Origin of the sequence: Janthinobacterium sp. GW458P (assembly GCF_002127585.1) — a bacterium.
Lineage (GTDB): Bacteria > Pseudomonadota > Gammaproteobacteria > Burkholderiales > Burkholderiaceae_D > Janthinobacterium.
Window position 1 is genome coordinate 23914 of record NZ_NEGZ01000022.1, and the last position, 15393, is coordinate 39306.

Annotated in this window: 13 protein-coding genes and 8 tRNA genes; 3 read left to right on the top strand and 18 right to left on the bottom strand. The window is 60.7% G+C overall.

Annotation, left to right across the window (positions count from 1 at the left end):
• Nucleotides 1-93: 93 nt before the first annotated feature.
• Nucleotides 94-1245: an MFS transporter gene (locus tag CBW50_RS14110; RefSeq protein WP_216356355.1), complete on the bottom strand. Its 1152-nt coding sequence runs from the start codon at nt 1243-1245 to the stop codon at nt 94-96.
• Between the two features lie 221 nt (nt 1246-1466).
• On the opposite strand from CBW50_RS14110, the gene CBW50_RS14115 reads away from it, so the two are divergent.
• Nucleotides 1467-2291, top strand: a complete 825-nt coding sequence (locus CBW50_RS14115; RefSeq protein WP_086146152.1) for a helix-turn-helix domain-containing protein — start codon at nt 1467-1469, stop codon at nt 2289-2291.
• Nucleotides 2292-2537: 246 nt separating this feature from the next.
• Complete coding sequence (locus CBW50_RS14120; RefSeq protein ID WP_226936429.1) at nt 2538-4097, top strand: DUF4157 domain-containing protein; 1560 nt, start codon at nt 2538-2540, stop codon at nt 4095-4097.
• Nucleotides 4098-4118: 21 nt separating this feature from the next.
• Here CBW50_RS14120 and aqpZ read toward each other — a convergent pair whose 3' ends face one another.
• From aqpZ to lhgO, 12 genes are all read right to left on the bottom strand, one after another.
• On the bottom strand, nt 4119-4820 hold the full coding sequence (gene aqpZ / locus CBW50_RS14125) for an aquaporin Z (protein WP_086146154.1): 702 nt from the start codon (nt 4818-4820) through the stop codon (nt 4119-4121).
• 202 nt (nt 4821-5022) lie between these two features.
• On the bottom strand, nt 5023-5448 hold the full coding sequence (locus CBW50_RS14130; RefSeq protein ID WP_086146155.1) for a GNAT family N-acetyltransferase: 426 nt from the start codon (nt 5446-5448) through the stop codon (nt 5023-5025).
• Nucleotides 5448-5906: an Ivy family c-type lysozyme inhibitor gene (locus CBW50_RS14135; protein ID WP_086146156.1), complete on the bottom strand. Its 459-nt coding sequence runs from the start codon at nt 5904-5906 to the stop codon at nt 5448-5450. The genes CBW50_RS14130 and CBW50_RS14135 overlap by 1 nt, the downstream gene beginning before the upstream one ends.
• 69 nt (nt 5907-5975) lie before the next feature.
• Entirely contained in the window at nt 5976-6386 is a 411-nt protein-coding gene (locus CBW50_RS14140) for a hypothetical protein (RefSeq protein WP_139842511.1), read from the bottom strand.
• 41 nt (nt 6387-6427) lie between these two features.
• The gene (locus CBW50_RS14145) at nt 6428-7576 is read right to left on the bottom strand and encodes an amidase family protein (RefSeq protein WP_226936427.1); all 1149 of its coding nucleotides are present in this window, start codon (nt 7574-7576) and stop codon (nt 6428-6430) included.
• A gap of 201 nt (nt 7577-7777) precedes the next feature.
• On the bottom strand, nt 7778-8353 hold the full coding sequence (locus tag CBW50_RS14150) for an elongation factor P (RefSeq protein WP_086146158.1): 576 nt from the start codon (nt 8351-8353) through the stop codon (nt 7778-7780).
• 135 nt (nt 8354-8488) lie between these two features.
• Nucleotides 8489-9658 carry an elongation factor P maturation arginine rhamnosyltransferase EarP gene (earP, locus tag CBW50_RS14155; RefSeq protein ID WP_086146159.1) on the bottom strand — a complete coding sequence of 390 codons (1170 nt, stop codon included), beginning with the start codon at nt 9656-9658 and terminating at the stop codon, nt 8489-8491.
• Nucleotides 9659-9756: 98 nt separating this feature from the next.
• A tRNA-Glu gene (locus tag CBW50_RS14160) sits at nt 9757-9832 on the bottom strand.
• 88 nt (nt 9833-9920) lie between these two features.
• Nucleotides 9921-9996 (bottom strand) — tRNA-Glu (locus tag CBW50_RS14165).
• A 122-nt stretch (nt 9997-10118) separates the two neighbouring features.
• Nucleotides 10119-10194 (bottom strand) — tRNA-Glu (locus CBW50_RS14170).
• A 325-nt stretch (nt 10195-10519) separates the two neighbouring features.
• A complete protein-coding gene (locus CBW50_RS14175; RefSeq protein WP_226936425.1) occupies nt 10520-11833 on the bottom strand; it encodes an MFS transporter in 1314 nt (437 codons plus the stop codon).
• A gap of 103 nt (nt 11834-11936) precedes the next feature.
• Nucleotides 11937-13142, bottom strand: coding sequence for an L-2-hydroxyglutarate oxidase (gene lhgO / locus CBW50_RS14180; RefSeq protein ID WP_086146160.1), 1206 nt, complete (start codon nt 13140-13142; stop codon nt 11937-11939).
• 202 nt (nt 13143-13344) lie between these two features.
• Between lhgO and CBW50_RS14185 the strand changes: the two genes are divergently transcribed.
• Complete coding sequence (locus CBW50_RS14185) at nt 13345-14280, top strand: LysR family transcriptional regulator (RefSeq protein ID WP_086146207.1); 936 nt, start codon at nt 13345-13347, stop codon at nt 14278-14280.
• Between the two features lie 391 nt (nt 14281-14671).
• On the opposite strand, the gene CBW50_RS14190 is transcribed toward CBW50_RS14185, so the two are convergent.
• The 5 genes from CBW50_RS14190 to CBW50_RS14210 form a co-directional block, all read right to left on the bottom strand.
• Nucleotides 14672-14747 (bottom strand) — tRNA-Ala (locus tag CBW50_RS14190).
• Between the two features lie 46 nt (nt 14748-14793).
• A tRNA-Glu gene (locus tag CBW50_RS14195) sits at nt 14794-14869 on the bottom strand.
• Nucleotides 14870-14920: 51 nt separating this feature from the next.
• Nucleotides 14921-14996 (bottom strand) — tRNA-Ala (locus CBW50_RS14200).
• Between the two features lie 134 nt (nt 14997-15130).
• A tRNA-Glu gene (locus CBW50_RS14205) sits at nt 15131-15206 on the bottom strand.
• Nucleotides 15207-15272: 66 nt separating this feature from the next.
• Nucleotides 15273-15348: transfer RNA gene (locus tag CBW50_RS14210), tRNA-Ala, on the bottom strand.
• Nucleotides 15349-15393 lie beyond the last annotated feature (45 nt).

Consider the following 15393-nt stretch of genomic DNA (forward strand, 5'->3'; position numbering starts at 1 on the left):
CCGGATGCAAAAACTGGAGGGAGGATGAAAGTGATCATGGGACGAATATCGCATGCGCGCGGGCGGGCCGTCAAGCCCTCCCGCGTCCCCCGCTTATTTTTTCGCCTGCTCGATATGCGGCAGCAGTACCGTCAGGATGCCCAGCAGCGGCAGGTAGGAGCAGATTTTATACACATAGGCGATGCCCGCCACGTCGGCCAGGTGGCCCATGGCCGCCGCGGCGATGCCGGACACGCCGAACATCAGGCCAAAGAAGATGCCCGCGATCATGCCCACCTTACCCGGCACCAATTCTTGCGCAAAGACAACGATGGCGGAAAAAGCGGAAGAAATCACAAAGCCGATGATTACCGTCAATACGGCCGTCCAGAACAGGTCGACATACGGCAGCAGCAGAGTGAACGGCGCGGCGCCCAGGATGGAAATCCAGATCACGCGCTTGCGCCCGATGCGGTCGCCGATGGGTCCGCCCATGAAGGTGCCGGCCGCCACGGCGGCGAGGAACAGGAACAGATAGAGCTGGGCATCGCCGAGCGAAAGGTGGAATTTATCGATCAGGTAAAAGGTGTAGTAACTCGACAGGCTGGCCATGTAGATGTATTTTGAAAACACCAGCAGGGCCAGCACGCCCAGCGCCCCCATTACCTTGTTGCGCGACAAGTTCGGGCCATGACCGCCCGCCTTCGGCTTGAAGCTGGCCAGGTGGCCGCGGTACCAGCCGCTGACCTTGTACAGTATGCCGATGGCCAGCACGGCCAGCAAGCTGAACCAGGCGATATTGCCGTGGCCACGGTTCACGATGACGGCGGCCGCCAGCAGCGGCCCCAGGGCGGAACCCACATTGCCGCCCACCTGGAACAGCGACTGGGCAAAGCCGTAGCGCCCGCCCGAGGCCATGCGCGCCACGCGCGACGCTTCCGGGTGGAAAGTCGAGGAACCGACGCCGATCAGGCCAGCGGCGAGCAGCAGGGTCGGGAAGGTTGAGACGACGGCCAGCATCAGCACGCCGGCCAGGGTGAAGCACATGCCGACAGGCAGCAGGAATGGCAGCGGACGGCGGTCCGTGTACAAGCCGATCCACGGCTGCAGCAACGATGCCGTGCACTGGAACGTCAGGGTTATAAGGCCGACCTGGGTAAAACTGAGTGAAAACTCGGCTTTCAGCATCGGATAAATCGAGGGCAACAGGGCCTGGATCAAGTCATTGAGCAGGTGCACGAAGGCGACGGCGCCCAGGATGTGCATGGCCAGGCCGGATTGCTGTTGTGAACTGGACAGTGTGGTGGCCGCCGGCATGGCGGCGGGAGATGGGGTGATGGTGTGCATGAATCTTCCGCAGTGATCGGGCGCGGCAGGCAGCCCGGCAAAGAAAGCAGTATAGTATGGCCACTGAACTACTAACTTCCAATAATCGTCGAGTAAGTGACATTCCGCACCTGCCCGGCGCCACTTTTTCCGCCGCCACCATGTACACGACCCACCCTGCCCTGGCCGACGAAGACGGCATGCCCTTCACCCGCAGCACCAATGCGCATGACTACCAGCACGTGGCGCGCCCGGTGACGGCCATGTCCAAGCAATATGAGGCGTCCGACTACACGCCGCCGCACTGCCATGTGCGGGCGCAGCTGCTGTTTGCCACGGAAGGCGTGATGCGCGTGACCACCGAGCACGGCGTGTGGATCTTGCCGCCGCGCCGTGCCCTGCTGATCCCCGTGGGCGTAGTGCATGAATTGCACATACTTAGCAAGCTGAGCATGCGCACCGTGTACATCGATGCGCAGGTGGCCGCCGTCTTCGGCCCCGCCTGCAAGGTACTGGAAGTGAGCCGGCTGCTGCGCGAACTGATACTGGCGCTGCTGGCCGAGCCGGTCGAATACGCGCTCGAGGGACGCGGCGACTGGCTGGCGCACCTGATCCTGTCGGAACTGGCCGCCGCCGATACCGTGCCCATCGCCATACCCTGGCCGCGCGACCGCCGGCTGGTGGCCGTCTGTTCGGCCATCATGGAAGCGCCCGGCAGCCGGCGCAGCATCGAGGACTGGGCCCAGGACGCGGGTGCCAGCGCGCGCACCCTGATCCGTTTGTTCCCCAAGGAAACGGGCTTGCACTACCGGCAATGGCTGCAGCAAGTGCATCTGGCCGAGGCGTTCTGCCGCCTGGACCGGGGCGAAGGCGTGGCCGCCATCGCCTATGCGCTCGGCTACGCCAGCCCCAGCGCCTTCAGCGCCATGTTCCGCCGCATCCTGGGCCGCACGCCGCAACATTACCTGAGCGAGTGGCGGTTATAAGGCCGTTGATTGTTGTAAAATAATCCAGTGCATGCGACGTCAGGCATGCTTTCCGGCGACATCCGCATTCCCGACACAACGTTGCGAAGGATCAGCATGAGACAGGCCAGGCAGGAAGCACAGGGTACCGCTCAGCAAACATCAGCGCCTCGGCAAGCCAGTGAGACGCCCCCTGCCCTGGCCGACCTGCGCCCCTCCACGCTGGCCCGGCAACACCTCGCGCAACTGATGGCGGACGGCCCCAGAATGGCTCAGCGGAAGAGCCAGAGCGCCATGATTCCGGGCGCGTCGCCGCCAGCGCATGCCGGCGGCGGCCCGAACGCCAACCGCACGGGCTTGCCCGACCGCCTGAAAAGCGGCATGGAAAATCTGTCCGGCATGGCGCTCGACGATGTCCGCGTCCATTACAACTCCGCCCGGCCGGCGCAGCTGCAAGCCCTTGCCTACGCCCAGGGCAACGAGATTCACGTGGCGCCGGGACAGGAAGCGCATGTGCCGCACGAAGCCTGGCATGTCGTGCAACAAAAACAGGGCCGCGTACGCGCCACGCTGCAGGCCAAAGGCGTGCCGCTGAACGACGAACGGCACCTCGAGGAGGAAGCCGACATCATGGGGCAGCGCGCGCTCGCCGCGCACGACGCGCCGGCGCAAACCGTGCTGCAGCCGGGCGCCGCCGCCGGATACAGCGTTCAGCGCAAGAGGCCCGCTCCGGCCGGCGCGGCCTATGTGGACATGACGAGTGAAGAAGTGTGGCTGTCGCCGCTACTGTCGCAAAGGGGACATCTGTTCAGCAAGACCCTGCCGCTGGCAGCCGACCGCGCCACGCTGCTGCAGCAGCTGACGGTGGAAGGCGAAACGGTCGGCCATGACCACTCCGCCGTCGCGTGGAACACGAAGGCGCAGGATTACGACAAGCCCGAAATCGCGGCAATCGACCCCTTCCGCATCCGCCTGGGCGGCACTTACGGCGCGGCGCTCGCCCCCACGACGCTGGAACTCGACTACCATTTCGGCGGCTTTAACATGGGCTATGTCGTCAAGGTGCGCGATCATGGCGCCGTGGCGGCGATGGAAAACCGTGGCCGCCGCGGCGGGGCGCAGGCAGGCCTCTCGCCCACCTACAGCAACCAGCACCACGCGCTGGGCGACGACGGCCTGATGGCCAGCGCCGGGACTCTGGGCGCCACCATCGTCTCGAGCGAACAGGCGTTCGACTCGACCACCAAGCTGGCCGGCGAAGGCGCGCGTTTCAGGTGCGTCCAGCGGCATCAGGGCGCGCTGACCGACAACAGCAAGTTTTTCATCCGCCTCGACGACAGCAACATGGCGTGGGTGACGTTCAACACGTTGTGGCTGACCTGGTCCGCCACCTTCGGCAAGATCTTCGGCATCAGCGACGATGCCGTCGCCACCGCGCTGAAAGACAATGGCCTGCAAAAGATCGGCGTGGGCGGCATCGGCGTCGTCGCCGTGCCCAGAGGGCATGGACCGGCGAGCAACATCACGGCGGCACGCGACTACAACCTGGAGAGCCGGGCGCCGGCCGTGGCGCGCGACTGCACCGACTTTATCATGCTGCGGGTCAATGACAGGCATGGGCATGCAGGCAAGAAAACCCGCATCTCGGCCATCTCCGCCAGCCTGACCAGCGCCCTTGACACCATGGATCAGGTCGAGAGCTACGCCACATATGGCGGCAAGGGCAAGAGCTGGGATGTCAAGGTATGGAACAATGGCGGCCGCGCCGCCCTGACCAACGCTTTCCTGACACCGGCGCTGGCGGGCCTCGTCATCGCCGATCCCTGAGGCCCGCTGGCGACAGGCGCGCTAGGCGCCGGACTTGCCCTGCTCGCTGCCGATCAGGCGGTAGGCCAGCGCGCCCAGCAGGGCGCCGATGATGGGCGCCAGCCAGAACAGCCACAGCTGACTGGTGGCCCAGTCGCCCACATACAGCGCCACGCCCGTGCTGCGGGCCGGGTTGACGGAGGTATTCGTCACGGGGATGCTGATCAGATGGATCAGGGTCAGGGCCAGGCCGATCGGCAGCGGCGCGAAGCCGGCCGGAGCGCGCTTGTCGGTGGCGCCCAGGATGACGATCAGGAAAAACATCGTCAGCACGATTTCAATGACGAGGGCCGACAGCATCGAATAGCCGCCCGGCGAATGGGCGCCGTAGCCGTTCGAGGCAAAACCCTTGCTGACGTCGAAACCGGCCTGGCCGCTGGCGATCACATACAGCACGCCGCCGGCCACGATGGCGCCCAGCACTTGCGCTATGATGTAAGGCAACAATTGATTGGCAGGAAAACGGCCGCCGGCCCACAGGCCGATCGAAACGGCGGGATTCAGGTGGCAGCCCGAGATGTGGCCGATGGCGTAGGCCATCGTCAGCACCGTCAGGCCAAATGCCAGCGCCACGCCGGCAAAGCCGATGCCGAGGCCGGGAAAGGCGGCGGCCAGTACGGCGCTGCCGCAGCCGCCCAGCACCAGCCAGAACGTACCGAGAAACTCGGCTCCATATTGTTTCATGATGTATTCCTTCAAAGTGACGAGAGAACCTGCCAGGGATGACCGACTGCACTGCTATTTCGCCCTTGCCGGGGCCGCATGGCCACGGCAAGGGAAAGCACCGCTCCAACACTACAGCAGAGCGCGCATAATGACATAACGTCATTATCAAGGCAACATTATTATGTATAATAATGTCAATAGTTATCTTGACGTCTAAAGGTTATTTTGATAATTTCCCGCGCACCGGCCGGCGCATATACTTCTGCGGCGCCTCCAGCGGCGCAAAGCCAAAGCCCGCGTACAGGCCATGCGCATCATCGGTTCCCAGCATCCAGACGACATCGCGCAAGCGCTCATCGCCGAGCACGGCAGCCACCAGTTGCTTGCCGTATCCCCTTCCCTGGCAAGCGGGCAGCACGAATACGTCGCGCAGGTAGGCAAAGTCCGTGTAGTCGGTGATGACCCTGGCGAACGCCACTTGCTGGCCATCCACATAGCCGCCGAAACACAGGGCATTGTCAATGCCCTTGCGCACGGTTTCCAGCGCCACGCCACGCTTCCAGTACGACTGCTCGCTCAGGTAGCCGTGGATCATGGCCACGTCCAGTTCGCCGCGCTCGCTGGAAATGCGTAGTGGCGCGTGCATCAGTTCTTGTACAGCAAGTCGGCTTCGGCAATGCTGGGCTCGCCGAAATACACGGTGAGCAAGCCGCCCTTGGCATCGCTGCCCATGTAGACGCCCGTCATGCTGCGCGCGACCGGGTCATACAGGATGGAGTAGCGGTGACCGCAATTGTGCGGTTCGCAGACGCTGCTCAGCAGGCGTGCCTTGCCATCGATCTCGACTGGCTTGAGCGGACTGGCCACGCCATCGGGCACCCAGAGCTGCCGCTTCAGGCCAGCCTTTTTCAAGCCCACATTGAAGGCCTTGCGAAAGGCGTAGTCCGCCTTGTAGACATCGGGGAAATACGGGCAGGTATGGCCGCCGTCGCAGCTTTGCGCCTGCTCAATGAGCGACAATCTGGGCGTACGGGCTTGCGCCGGCATGGCGGCCAGCGCCACGGCCGCGCCCATGAACAGTGTTAACAGCAAACGTGCGGACATGCAATCTCCTGGAAGCAAAAAATAATGCGCACAGCATAGCAGAATGGCATGTCAGCCTTTCACACCGCATCAAGGCGAACAGCGGATGCCCACCACGCCATTGACCTTGCCTTCCGGCCAATCCGTTTCGCGCCAGCGGTACACGCCGGGCGCGACAATGATCAACTGCCATTCCACCAGCTTGCCATTCGCATTCAGGCGGGTTTCATTGTCATAGCGCAAAGTCAGGCTGTGTTCCGTTTCCGCCACGACCGTGGCGGCAAAGCGGTTGGTTTCACCCAGCTTGCTTTTCCAGGTACGGTCATTGAAGATCGCCAGGCGCACATGATCGTCAGACAGCTGCATGCGCGTAAAGTGCCGCGCCTGGTCGCACACGCTGTTGGCATTGACGCTGTCGGACCAGCTGCCGGACAGTTGCGTCACATCAAAGGGAGTGGTCGCGGCGGTCACGGCCGCACTCAGCAGCAAAGTTGCAAGCATAGGATATCAACGGATCGCTAAAGAAAGGGAAAATATCATGCTCAGCGCAGCGCCTCGGTGATGCTGGACGGCAATGCCGGCGTGCGCCGGTGCAAGGTCGCCTGCTCATACGCATACGCCATCGCAAGGAGTTGCATCTCGGCATGTAAGGCGCCGATGAACGACAACCCGACCGGCAAGCCGCACACCATGCCTGCGGGCACCGTGATGTGCGGCTGGCCTGTCTGCGCCAGCGGCACGGCATGGCAAGTGGGCCCCACCAGCGCGTCGAACCCATGATCCTGCAGCCAGTCGCCGATGGCGCCGGGCGCCGGCAGCGCGTCGACCAGCTCGGCTCCCTGCGCGCGCAATACCTGCAGGGCCAGTTCGATCACGGCATCGGTCTCGGTGCAGCGGCCAAACAGGCTGCGCGCCACGCCGATGCGGCGTCCTTGCAAGCCGGAACAATTCAGGACAGCGGTATCGGCCACGCTGTCGCCGTTCAGCGCCGCCAGCAGCCAGGCCGCCTCGCGCACGCTGGGCGCCATCGGTCCGGCCGTGGCTTGCCCGGCGACGGCGGCCCTGCCCGTCGGCTGGATGGCGACCAGGCCGCACGCGGACGCGGGCGCGACGATGGAGCCGTCCGTTTCGCTGTCGACGGCCAGGATGGTCAGGCCAGCCCAGCTGGCACTGGCATGCGGCACGCTGACGGCCGCCCACTGGCGTAAATTGCTTTTGCCGATGATGACGGCGCCGGCCGCACGCAGGCGCGAGGCGACAAAAGAGTCGCAGCTGGCATGCGTGGCCGACGGCGCCTGCGTGCGCGTCTTCATGCGGTCGCCGGTGGCAATATTGTCGCGCAAGACGATGGGGATGCCGTGCAAGGGGCCGCGCACCTTGTGTCCCTGGCGTTCGCGGTCCATTTCCAGGGCGATTTTCAGCGCATCGGGATTGATTTCAATGCCGGCATGGGCGCGCGCGCCTATGCTGCACAGCGAACGGATGCGCGCCAGGTACTGCGACGTCAGCGCATGCGAACTGAGCTTGCCGGCCTGCATCATCTGCTGTTGCGGCAACACGCCCGCGTCGAGCAGATGGGCCATGGGACTGGCCGGCGCCGTGGCACGGGCCAGCACCGGACGCGAGGTACGCGCCGGCGCGGCCGCGACGCCCCGGGCGGGGCCATTGCGTAACGAGTGACTGCGCTGCATGGAGTCTCCAGGAAACTTCACTGTTTTAAACGCAACAGTGTGATAGCCGTAGCATAGCAGTCCTTGCAAACTAATAGTTGTGATAAGGAATTATTTTTTAAGCAAAAAAACGCTGCCCGAAGGCAGCGTTTCTTGATGATCGACAACTTGAGCAAGCCTGGCCGGCGTTTGCCGGGCCACGCATGCCGCGCCGGACATCGATTAGTTGCGCACGACACGCTTGTATTCGTTGGTGCGGGTGTCGATTTCGATGACGTCGTCCTGAGCAACGAACAGCGGCACTTGCACGATGTGGCGGTGCGCGTCGATGGCGTTTTCGATCTTGGCTTCTTTCAGGACGTTACCCGACGTATTGCCCTTGACTGCAGGCTCCGAGTACACCACTTGACGGGCGATGGTCGTAGGCAGTTCCACGGAGATGGCTTTGCCGTCGTAGAAAATGGCTTCGCATTCCATGCCATCCTTCAGGTAATGCAGTGCATCGCCCAGGTTTTCTTCTTCGATTTCGTACTGGTTGTACTCGGCGTCCATGAAGACGAACAGTGGATCGGCGAAGTAGGAATACGTTACTGGCTTTTTATCCAGAACAACAACGTCGAACTTGTCGTCGCCGCGGAACACGTTTTCCATCGGGGTGTTCGTCAGAAGATTTTTCATCTTCCATTTGTAGGTGAAGCCCGTGCGGCTCGAACCGTTGACATCAGAACGCAACACGATCATTGGCTTGCTGTCGACCATGATGATATTGCCAACACGAATTTCTTTTGCGGGTTTCATAGGAATGTACGTAAAAAGTGGGTTGCATGAAGATCATCTGCCGCCTGGGCGCCATCAGCGCCGCAAGCTTGCGTTTGATCGGTTAAAAATACGTGAGAAATAACCGGGCATTTTACCTTAATTTTAAGCAAGCGCCTATCTCGTCGCACTCGCAAACGCCAGCAAGTTACTTGCCAGATCGCCATTGAGCCGCATGCGCCGCTGCCAATCCTGCGCGTGCGCGCCGATTCGAGGCAGATCCGCCTGCCATGCGGGCCACAGCACGTTCCACGCGGGCGCCTCCGCAGCGGCGCCATTCCAGGCCAGCGCCGCCTGCACCAGACTGGCCACCGGTCCCGCGGCATCGACGGCATAGCGCTGCAGAAAGGCGCGCAGCTTGACGTGGTGCAAGTTTTCATCCTGCGGATAGATATGCCATATAAAAGGCTTGCCCGCCCATTGGGCGCGCACGAACGAATCCTCGCCGCGCACAAAATTCACGTCGCAGGCCCACAGCAGGCGGTCGTAATCATCCTGCGGCACGAAGGGCAGCACACGCACAGTCAGCGCGCCACGCGTGCGCGCCGCCCCGGCCACTGCCGCATCGCCGTCGAAAAATGCCTGAACGGCATCGAACGCGACGCCTTCCGGCACCAGACAGGCCACGGGCTCGCTCGCCGCCTGCCAGGCGGCGAACAGCTCGGCCACGGGCGCGTGCGGATAGCAGAACAGCGACACCTTTAATGCGCCAACCTCTGCCGGCGTCACGCCGAATTGCCCCAGGAATGCCGCCATGCCAGCCGCATCGGCCTGGAAGGCCAGCCTTTTTTCATCCAGCGCCGCTTCGCGCAGCAGGCCGCCCGTCTTATCCGTAAAACCGGGGAAAAAGAAATGCTTGATCATGCCGTGGCGCGGCGACGTCAGCGCGTGGCACCCCTCGACCCACTCTTCCGCCGTCAAGCCTTCCAGGTTCAGCCACACGGGATGCGGCGCGCGCTGCGCCATGGCGGCAATGTAGCCGGGCGGAATATCGCAGGCAAAGAACTCGATGACGATGTCGGCAACATCGGCGGGCGCAAACGCGCCATCCTGGCCGCGCCAGTGGCGCACGGTAACGCCGCACGCCTGCTGCGCGTCGGCCGTGACATCGATGCCGGGGCAGATGCGCAGAAAACTGGGCAAATCATCGACCCACAGGGTGACGGCCACGCCATGCTCGCCGTGCAACTGCCGCGCCAGTCGCCAGCAAATGCCGATATCGCCGTAGTTGTCGACGACTTTGCAGAAGATAGCCAACGATGGCGCACGATCAGTAGGTAAAGGCATGAATGACGGAGAAAGATGAACAACGTTGAGATGACGGCGAACAACAAAAAAGCCGCACTGTCACCAGGCGGCTTTGTTGTTGGCTGATTCAGCCGGTCTGGCGTCCCCAAGGGGATTCGAACCCCTGTACTCACCGTGAAAGGGTGATGTCCTAGGCCTCTAGACGATGGGGACAGAAAATCTGTCCTGAATGCGCTACTCTGCATCCCGACCTGGTACTGCTTGCGGCTGGCATTCATGCTGGCCGCACACTGCGCGAATCTGGCGTCCCCAAGGGGATTCGAACCCCTGTACTCACCGTGAAAGGGTGATGTCCTAGGCCTCTAGACGATGGGGACAGAAATCTGTCCTGAATGCATTACTTCGCATCCTGACCCGGTACTGCAGCAATCGCAGCAACAAAAAAAGCCTGACTCGTCAGGCCCATTCAGCACTGCAACCTTACTTTACAACTAAATCCTGGCGTCCCCAAGGGGATTCGAACCCCTGTACTCACCGTGAAAGGGTGATGTCCTAGGCCTCTAGACGATGGGGACCTGTGCTGGTTTTACTCTCAGCGGACTCTTCGCTAAAGGCTTTGCTTAGCCCCTCAAAAAAGCGTGCGCGAAGTATAGCATGGGGCGATTCACGAAATCAACTGCTAGCCCATCTTATTTTCCATGGAGGAAACCGTTCACGGCGGCGGTTGCTCAATGTGCAATCGATCGGCTGCGCGGGCGAGGTACATGTCCTCAGCAACAGCAGCCAGACAAGCAAAAGGAAAGCCTCTTGCCCCCCTTCGTTTGCACTGGCCCAAACCCACGACATACAAGGGTTGGGCGGCGGGAGGAGCTGAGCACGCTTGGCCCGCCGCCTTGACCATCAGTTCTTGTAATGGCTGAAGCGATAACCTTGGTCGAAGTATGCCGCCAATGCGACGATCGCTCCGGAGCACGTGAGCATCAAGGCCACTGCGCTCGTGTCACGAGTCGCAGACTGGGCAACCATTGATAACGCCCACAACGGGGCAATACCGCCGGCAATGGCAGTGCCGATTTCACGCCCCGAACCGACCCCCGTCGAGCGGTTTTGCACGGCAAACTGGCGACTGAGGAAAGAGCCCTGTGGGGCGAACATCATCGGCGCCAGCACCCCGGTGCCGACGATCAGCGCCAGGTAAATCAGCCTGTTCTCGCCGCTGTCCAGCAACTGCATGAACGGGTACGCGAACAATGCTGACAGCAGGCCGCCGACGATCAGCAGCTTCTTGCTGCTGAACTTGTCACACAGATAGCCGAAGAGCGGGACGGTAAAGATTGCGACCAGACTGGCCAGTGTCACCGATAGCGATGTCACGCTGGCCGAAATGCCTTTGAACTGGGTCAGGTAGGCCAGCGAGAAGGTCTTGAAGACATAGCTCAGTGCGTTGTAACCGATGGCGACAAAGAAGACGACGCCCAGGCCCTTAAGATTGGTTTTCCACAATTCGCGGAACGGCCTCTTCTGGCGATGGCTTTCCTCGAAGTGGTGATACTCTGGCGTTTCCGGCAGACTCCCACGCACCCAGAGCCCAACCAGCACCAGCACGAAACTGAGGATGAAGGGAATGCGCCAACCGCCGGCAAGCAAAAACTTGTCGCCATTGACGGTCAGCAGATAAACGGTCAGCGACGATAGCAACAGGCCAAGGTTCAGCCCCAATGCAGGCCACGCACCTTGTCGCCCCTTCTTGTTGTCGGCCGCATGTTCGTAGGAAGTTACCGCCGCCCCCGCCAGTTCAGCACCGGCGCCCAGGCCCTGCACAATCCGGATCAGCACCAGGCACAGGGGCGCCCAAACGCCGATGCTGGCGTAGGAAGGGATCAGGCCAATGGCGGTCGTGCACAAGCCCATCATACAGAAAGTAACGAACAACATTTTCTTGCGCCCGTAGCGGTCGCCAAAGTAGCCGAAGAACAGCCCCCCGATCGGTCGCGCCACAAAGCCGATGGCGAAGGTGGCAAAGGCTTGCAGCGATGCATTCGCCGGGTCCGAGGTATCGAAGAAGACCTTGCTGAAGACAATCGACGCCATCGTCGCGTAAAGATAAAAGTCATACCACTCCAACATTGAGCCGACGATGGTCGCTGCCGCCACTTTGCGCAAACGACTTTTTGTCTGTGCCGGGGTTTCCTGTTCCGTTTTTTGAATGTTCAAAATGTCTCCTTCATGAATTAATTTTTTTCTTTTTCGCCTAGAGCGTTCGAGTTGGGGCTGGCTGGGGAGCGACAGACAACCGTACGTTGTCCGCTACGCAAACTCAGCGCCTCATCACTTCACGCACAATGTATTCAGCAATGGCTAGCGACGATGTCGCCCCTGGTGACGGTGCATTGCGGATGTGGGTAATGTTGCCGTGTTGGCGAATCACGAAATCGTCAACCAGCGCACCATTGGCCTCCATTGCCTGGGCACGGATCCCACGAACCGCCGGAACAATACCGACCGAGGCAAGCGTCGGCACATAGCGCGCCGCCTCGCGGACAAAGCTCGCCTCGCTGACCACCGTCTTCAGTTCCCGAAGCGTCGCCGGCAGGTTACGGGCGGCAAACTTCCAAAAGCCGGGGTAGCTGGCAAAATTGAAGATGTCGGCCAGGTTCATGCTGCGGCCGTCATAGTTCTCGCGACCGAAGGATATGAAAGCATTCGGGCCGATCGTCATCTGTCCGTCGATACGCTTTGTGAAATGCACCCCGAGGAAAGGAAAGCGCGGGTCCGGCACCGGGTAGATCAAGCCTTTGACATGCGACTTGAAAGCCTCGTCGATCACGTAATACTGGCCGAAGAACGGTACGATGCGTGGCGTGTCCTGATCGCCCGAACGCTCTGCCAGGCGATCTGACTGCAAACCCGCGCAGGCAATTGCCTGATCGAATACCGTATCGAAGACCTCTCCGTCTGCAAGTTCGACCCGTACTTCGCCGCCCTGCTCAAGCAGGCGCTCAACCGGCGAATTCAGACAAATGCGCCCGCCACGTTCCCTGATTTCATCGGCGATTCGGGCCGCAATTTGACCGTAACTGACAATCGCCGTTTTCGGTGAATGCAAGGCGCCCAGGCCGATGCAGTTGGGCTCGATTTCGCGCAGCTCATTTGAGCCGATCAGCCGCACGCCAGGCACACCGTTGGCCTGCGCTTTCCGATAAATCGCCTCCAGGCGAGGCAACTCTTCCTCTTGTAGCGCGACGACAACTTTGCCGCACTCGTCGTAGGGGATCGCATTGTCGCGGCAATAGTTGCCAATCAATTCGCCCCCGCGCCTGCAAAGTCGTGCCTTGAGCCCCCCCGGCTCGTAGTACAGACCGGCATGGACCACACCCGAATTGTGGCTGGACTGATGACTGGCGACACTCGCCTCCTTTTCGAACAGCACCACCGTGGCTTCGGGAAAATCCAACAATAACTGACGTGCGACTGCGAGGCCATTTAYCCCCCCGCCGATAACTGCATAACGCTTCTTGTTCATTGCGCCTCTCAAAAAAAGCAAACTCGTCATTTCACTGCTACATGCATCACTTTGGCGAAGGGCGAGGGCCTGCATATGCCGCCCGCCCAACGCCTGGCACCGACGCGATTTGCCCTGTCAAGCATTTTTGATCAACCACAATTTAGATAAAAGCGAAAAATTATGTACAATTAATTTCGAAAAAAGAGAACAAGTGATGTCCATGACTTTAAAGCAACTCGAAGCGTTCTACTGGGCCGCCACCTGCGCCAACTTTGCGATTGCCGCCGAACGCCTGCATTTGTCCGTATCGTCTCTCTCCAAGCGCATTTCAGAACTGGAGGAAGCGCTTGGCATCAATCTGTTCGACCGGAGTGGCCACCGCGCCGCACTCAGCGATGCAGGCCAGGCATTGCTGCCACGCGCGCTGGCGCTGCTCGATGACGCCGCCGCAATACGTACCGCCTTCGCCCCCTCTGCCGGGCTAGTTGGCCGGTGCGCCTTTGGTGTTGGCGAACTCAGCGCGCTGACCTGGCTACCGCAGTTCATTGCGCAAGTCCGGGCACTGCATCCCAAATTGACGCTCGAACCCTATGTCGACGTGGGTTCAGTTCTGGAAAGCCGTGTCACCAAGGGCGAGCTCGATTTTGCGATCATTGCCGGACGCTCATCGCACCACGGCATCCTGTCGCAACCAGTCAGCCAAGCACAATTCATCTGGCTTGCCGCGCCAACCCTGGCTATATCCGACAACCCGCCTGGCTTACGTGGCGCCGCCGATTTACTTGACGCTGGACAGCCCATCGTTGCCTTACCGCCTTCAGCTGGCACCACGCGACTGATTGATGACTGGCTACTGGCTCACGGTATCGCTGCCGTTGAGCGTATAAGTTGCAATAATTGGGGGGCCATTGCCGGCATGCTGATTGCTTCTGTCGGGATCGGCATACTGCCCACTGGCTGGAGTCAAAAGCTGGTTGACCAGGGTCTGCTGCTCCCGCTCGCCGCCGCCGAAATGCCAGCGCCGGTAATCTATTCTTTTCAGTGGCGGCGCGGAGACAACCGTCCACTGCTCGACCAGCTACGCGGGCTTTCCACCCAATATGTCGACTTCACCGCCGATCTATCGCGACCGCTGGGCAGCCTAACGGAACGCTGATAACGGCCGGCCATGCGCCGCCCGCTGGCCACCTCGACTTCCAGCAACCCATGCATGGGCATCAGCGGGAGCCAAGCGCTGACGTCTTGCATGCCATGCCAGCGCGCTAATAGCTTGGCCACGCTCGCCGAAGGGTATGGCGAAATTGGCCCGGAAATAAAAAAAGCCGCTCGAGGCGACTTTGATTATCATGTGATTTATGCGCTGTTGGTGGAGGCGGCATGGATACGGATGCTGGCTTCAGAAGATGGTGCTGTCGGATTACGCTACGCTAATCCGACCTACGCCACACTCCCCTGTCGGGTATGGCGGAAAAGAGTCCGGAAATAAAAAAAGCCGCCCAAGGCGACTTTGATTTATTTACTGCTTTACCTACCCGTTTCTGCGCTGTTGGTGGAGGTAAGCGGGATCGAACCGCTGACCTCTTGCATGCCATGCAAGCGCTCTCCCAGCTGAGCTATACCCCCCGGGCGCAGAAACACTGCTATTTCTTACTACAACACCAGACTGAACTGGCGTCCCCAAGGGGATTCGAACCCCTGTACTCACCGTGAAAGGGTGATGTCCTAGGCCTCTAGACGATGGGGACCTCGGTGCTACATTTTTGCTTCTGCAGTTTGCTGCCTTACTTCTGCGCTGTTGGTGGAGGTAAGCGGGATCGAACCGCTGACCTCTTGCATGCCATGCAAGCGCTCTCCCAGCTGAGCTATACCCCCCGGGCGCAGAAATAATAAAAGCCGCACTTGGCGACTTTGTTCCACTACTTGCTTTCCATCCAGATTCCGTTTTTTACGGGTCTGAACTTACAACAATCAGTACAAACAACTGCCACTACTATACCACAACTACCTGGCGTCCCCAAGGGGATTCGAACCCCTGTACTCACCGTGAAAGGGTGATGTCCTAGGCCTCTAGACGATGGGGACCGCGGAACTTCCAACAACTACTGCACCACTTCAACGACTAACAAAACCTGACTGCGATTTTGCTGCTGGTGGAGGTAAGCGGGATCGAACCGCTGACCTCTTGCATGCCATGCAAGCGCTCTCCCAGCTGAGCTATACCCCCGTTGGTGCAGAAACAAGAGTATAGCAAAGAAGTTTCACTCTGCAA

Excerpts from the sequence above, each read along its gene's own strand:
- CBW50_RS14110 (WP_216356355.1), bottom strand. The coding sequence starts at position 1,245 with ATGCACATCCTGGGCGCCGTCGCCTTCGTGCACCTGCTCAATGACTTG.
- CBW50_RS14115 (WP_086146152.1), top strand. The coding sequence starts at position 1,467 with ATGTACACGACCCACCCTGCCCTGGCCGACGAAGACGGCATGCCCTTC.
- CBW50_RS14120 (WP_226936429.1), top strand. The coding sequence starts at position 2,538 with ATGGCTCAGCGGAAGAGCCAGAGCGCCATGATTCCGGGCGCGTCGCCG.
- aqpZ (WP_086146154.1), bottom strand. The coding sequence starts at position 4,820 with ATGAAACAATATGGAGCCGAGTTTCTCGGTACGTTCTGGCTGGTGCTG.
- CBW50_RS14130 (WP_086146155.1), bottom strand. The coding sequence starts at position 5,448 with ATGCACGCGCCACTACGCATTTCCAGCGAGCGCGGCGAACTGGACGTG.
- CBW50_RS14135 (WP_086146156.1), bottom strand. The coding sequence starts at position 5,906 with ATGTCCGCACGTTTGCTGTTAACACTGTTCATGGGCGCGGCCGTGGCG.
- CBW50_RS14140 (WP_139842511.1), bottom strand. The coding sequence starts at position 6,386 with ATGCTTGCAACTTTGCTGCTGAGTGCGGCCGTGACCGCCGCGACCACT.
- CBW50_RS14145 (WP_226936427.1), bottom strand. The coding sequence starts at position 7,576 with ATGCAGCGCAGTCACTCGTTACGCAATGGCCCCGCCCGGGGCGTCGCG.
- CBW50_RS14150 (WP_086146158.1), bottom strand. The coding sequence starts at position 8,353 with ATGAAACCCGCAAAAGAAATTCGTGTTGGCAATATCATCATGGTCGAC.
- earP (WP_086146159.1), bottom strand. The coding sequence starts at position 9,658 with ATGCCTTTACCTACTGATCGTGCGCCATCGTTGGCTATCTTCTGCAAA.
- CBW50_RS14185 (WP_086146207.1), top strand. The coding sequence starts at position 13,345 with ATGACTTTAAAGCAACTCGAAGCGTTCTACTGGGCCGCCACCTGCGCC.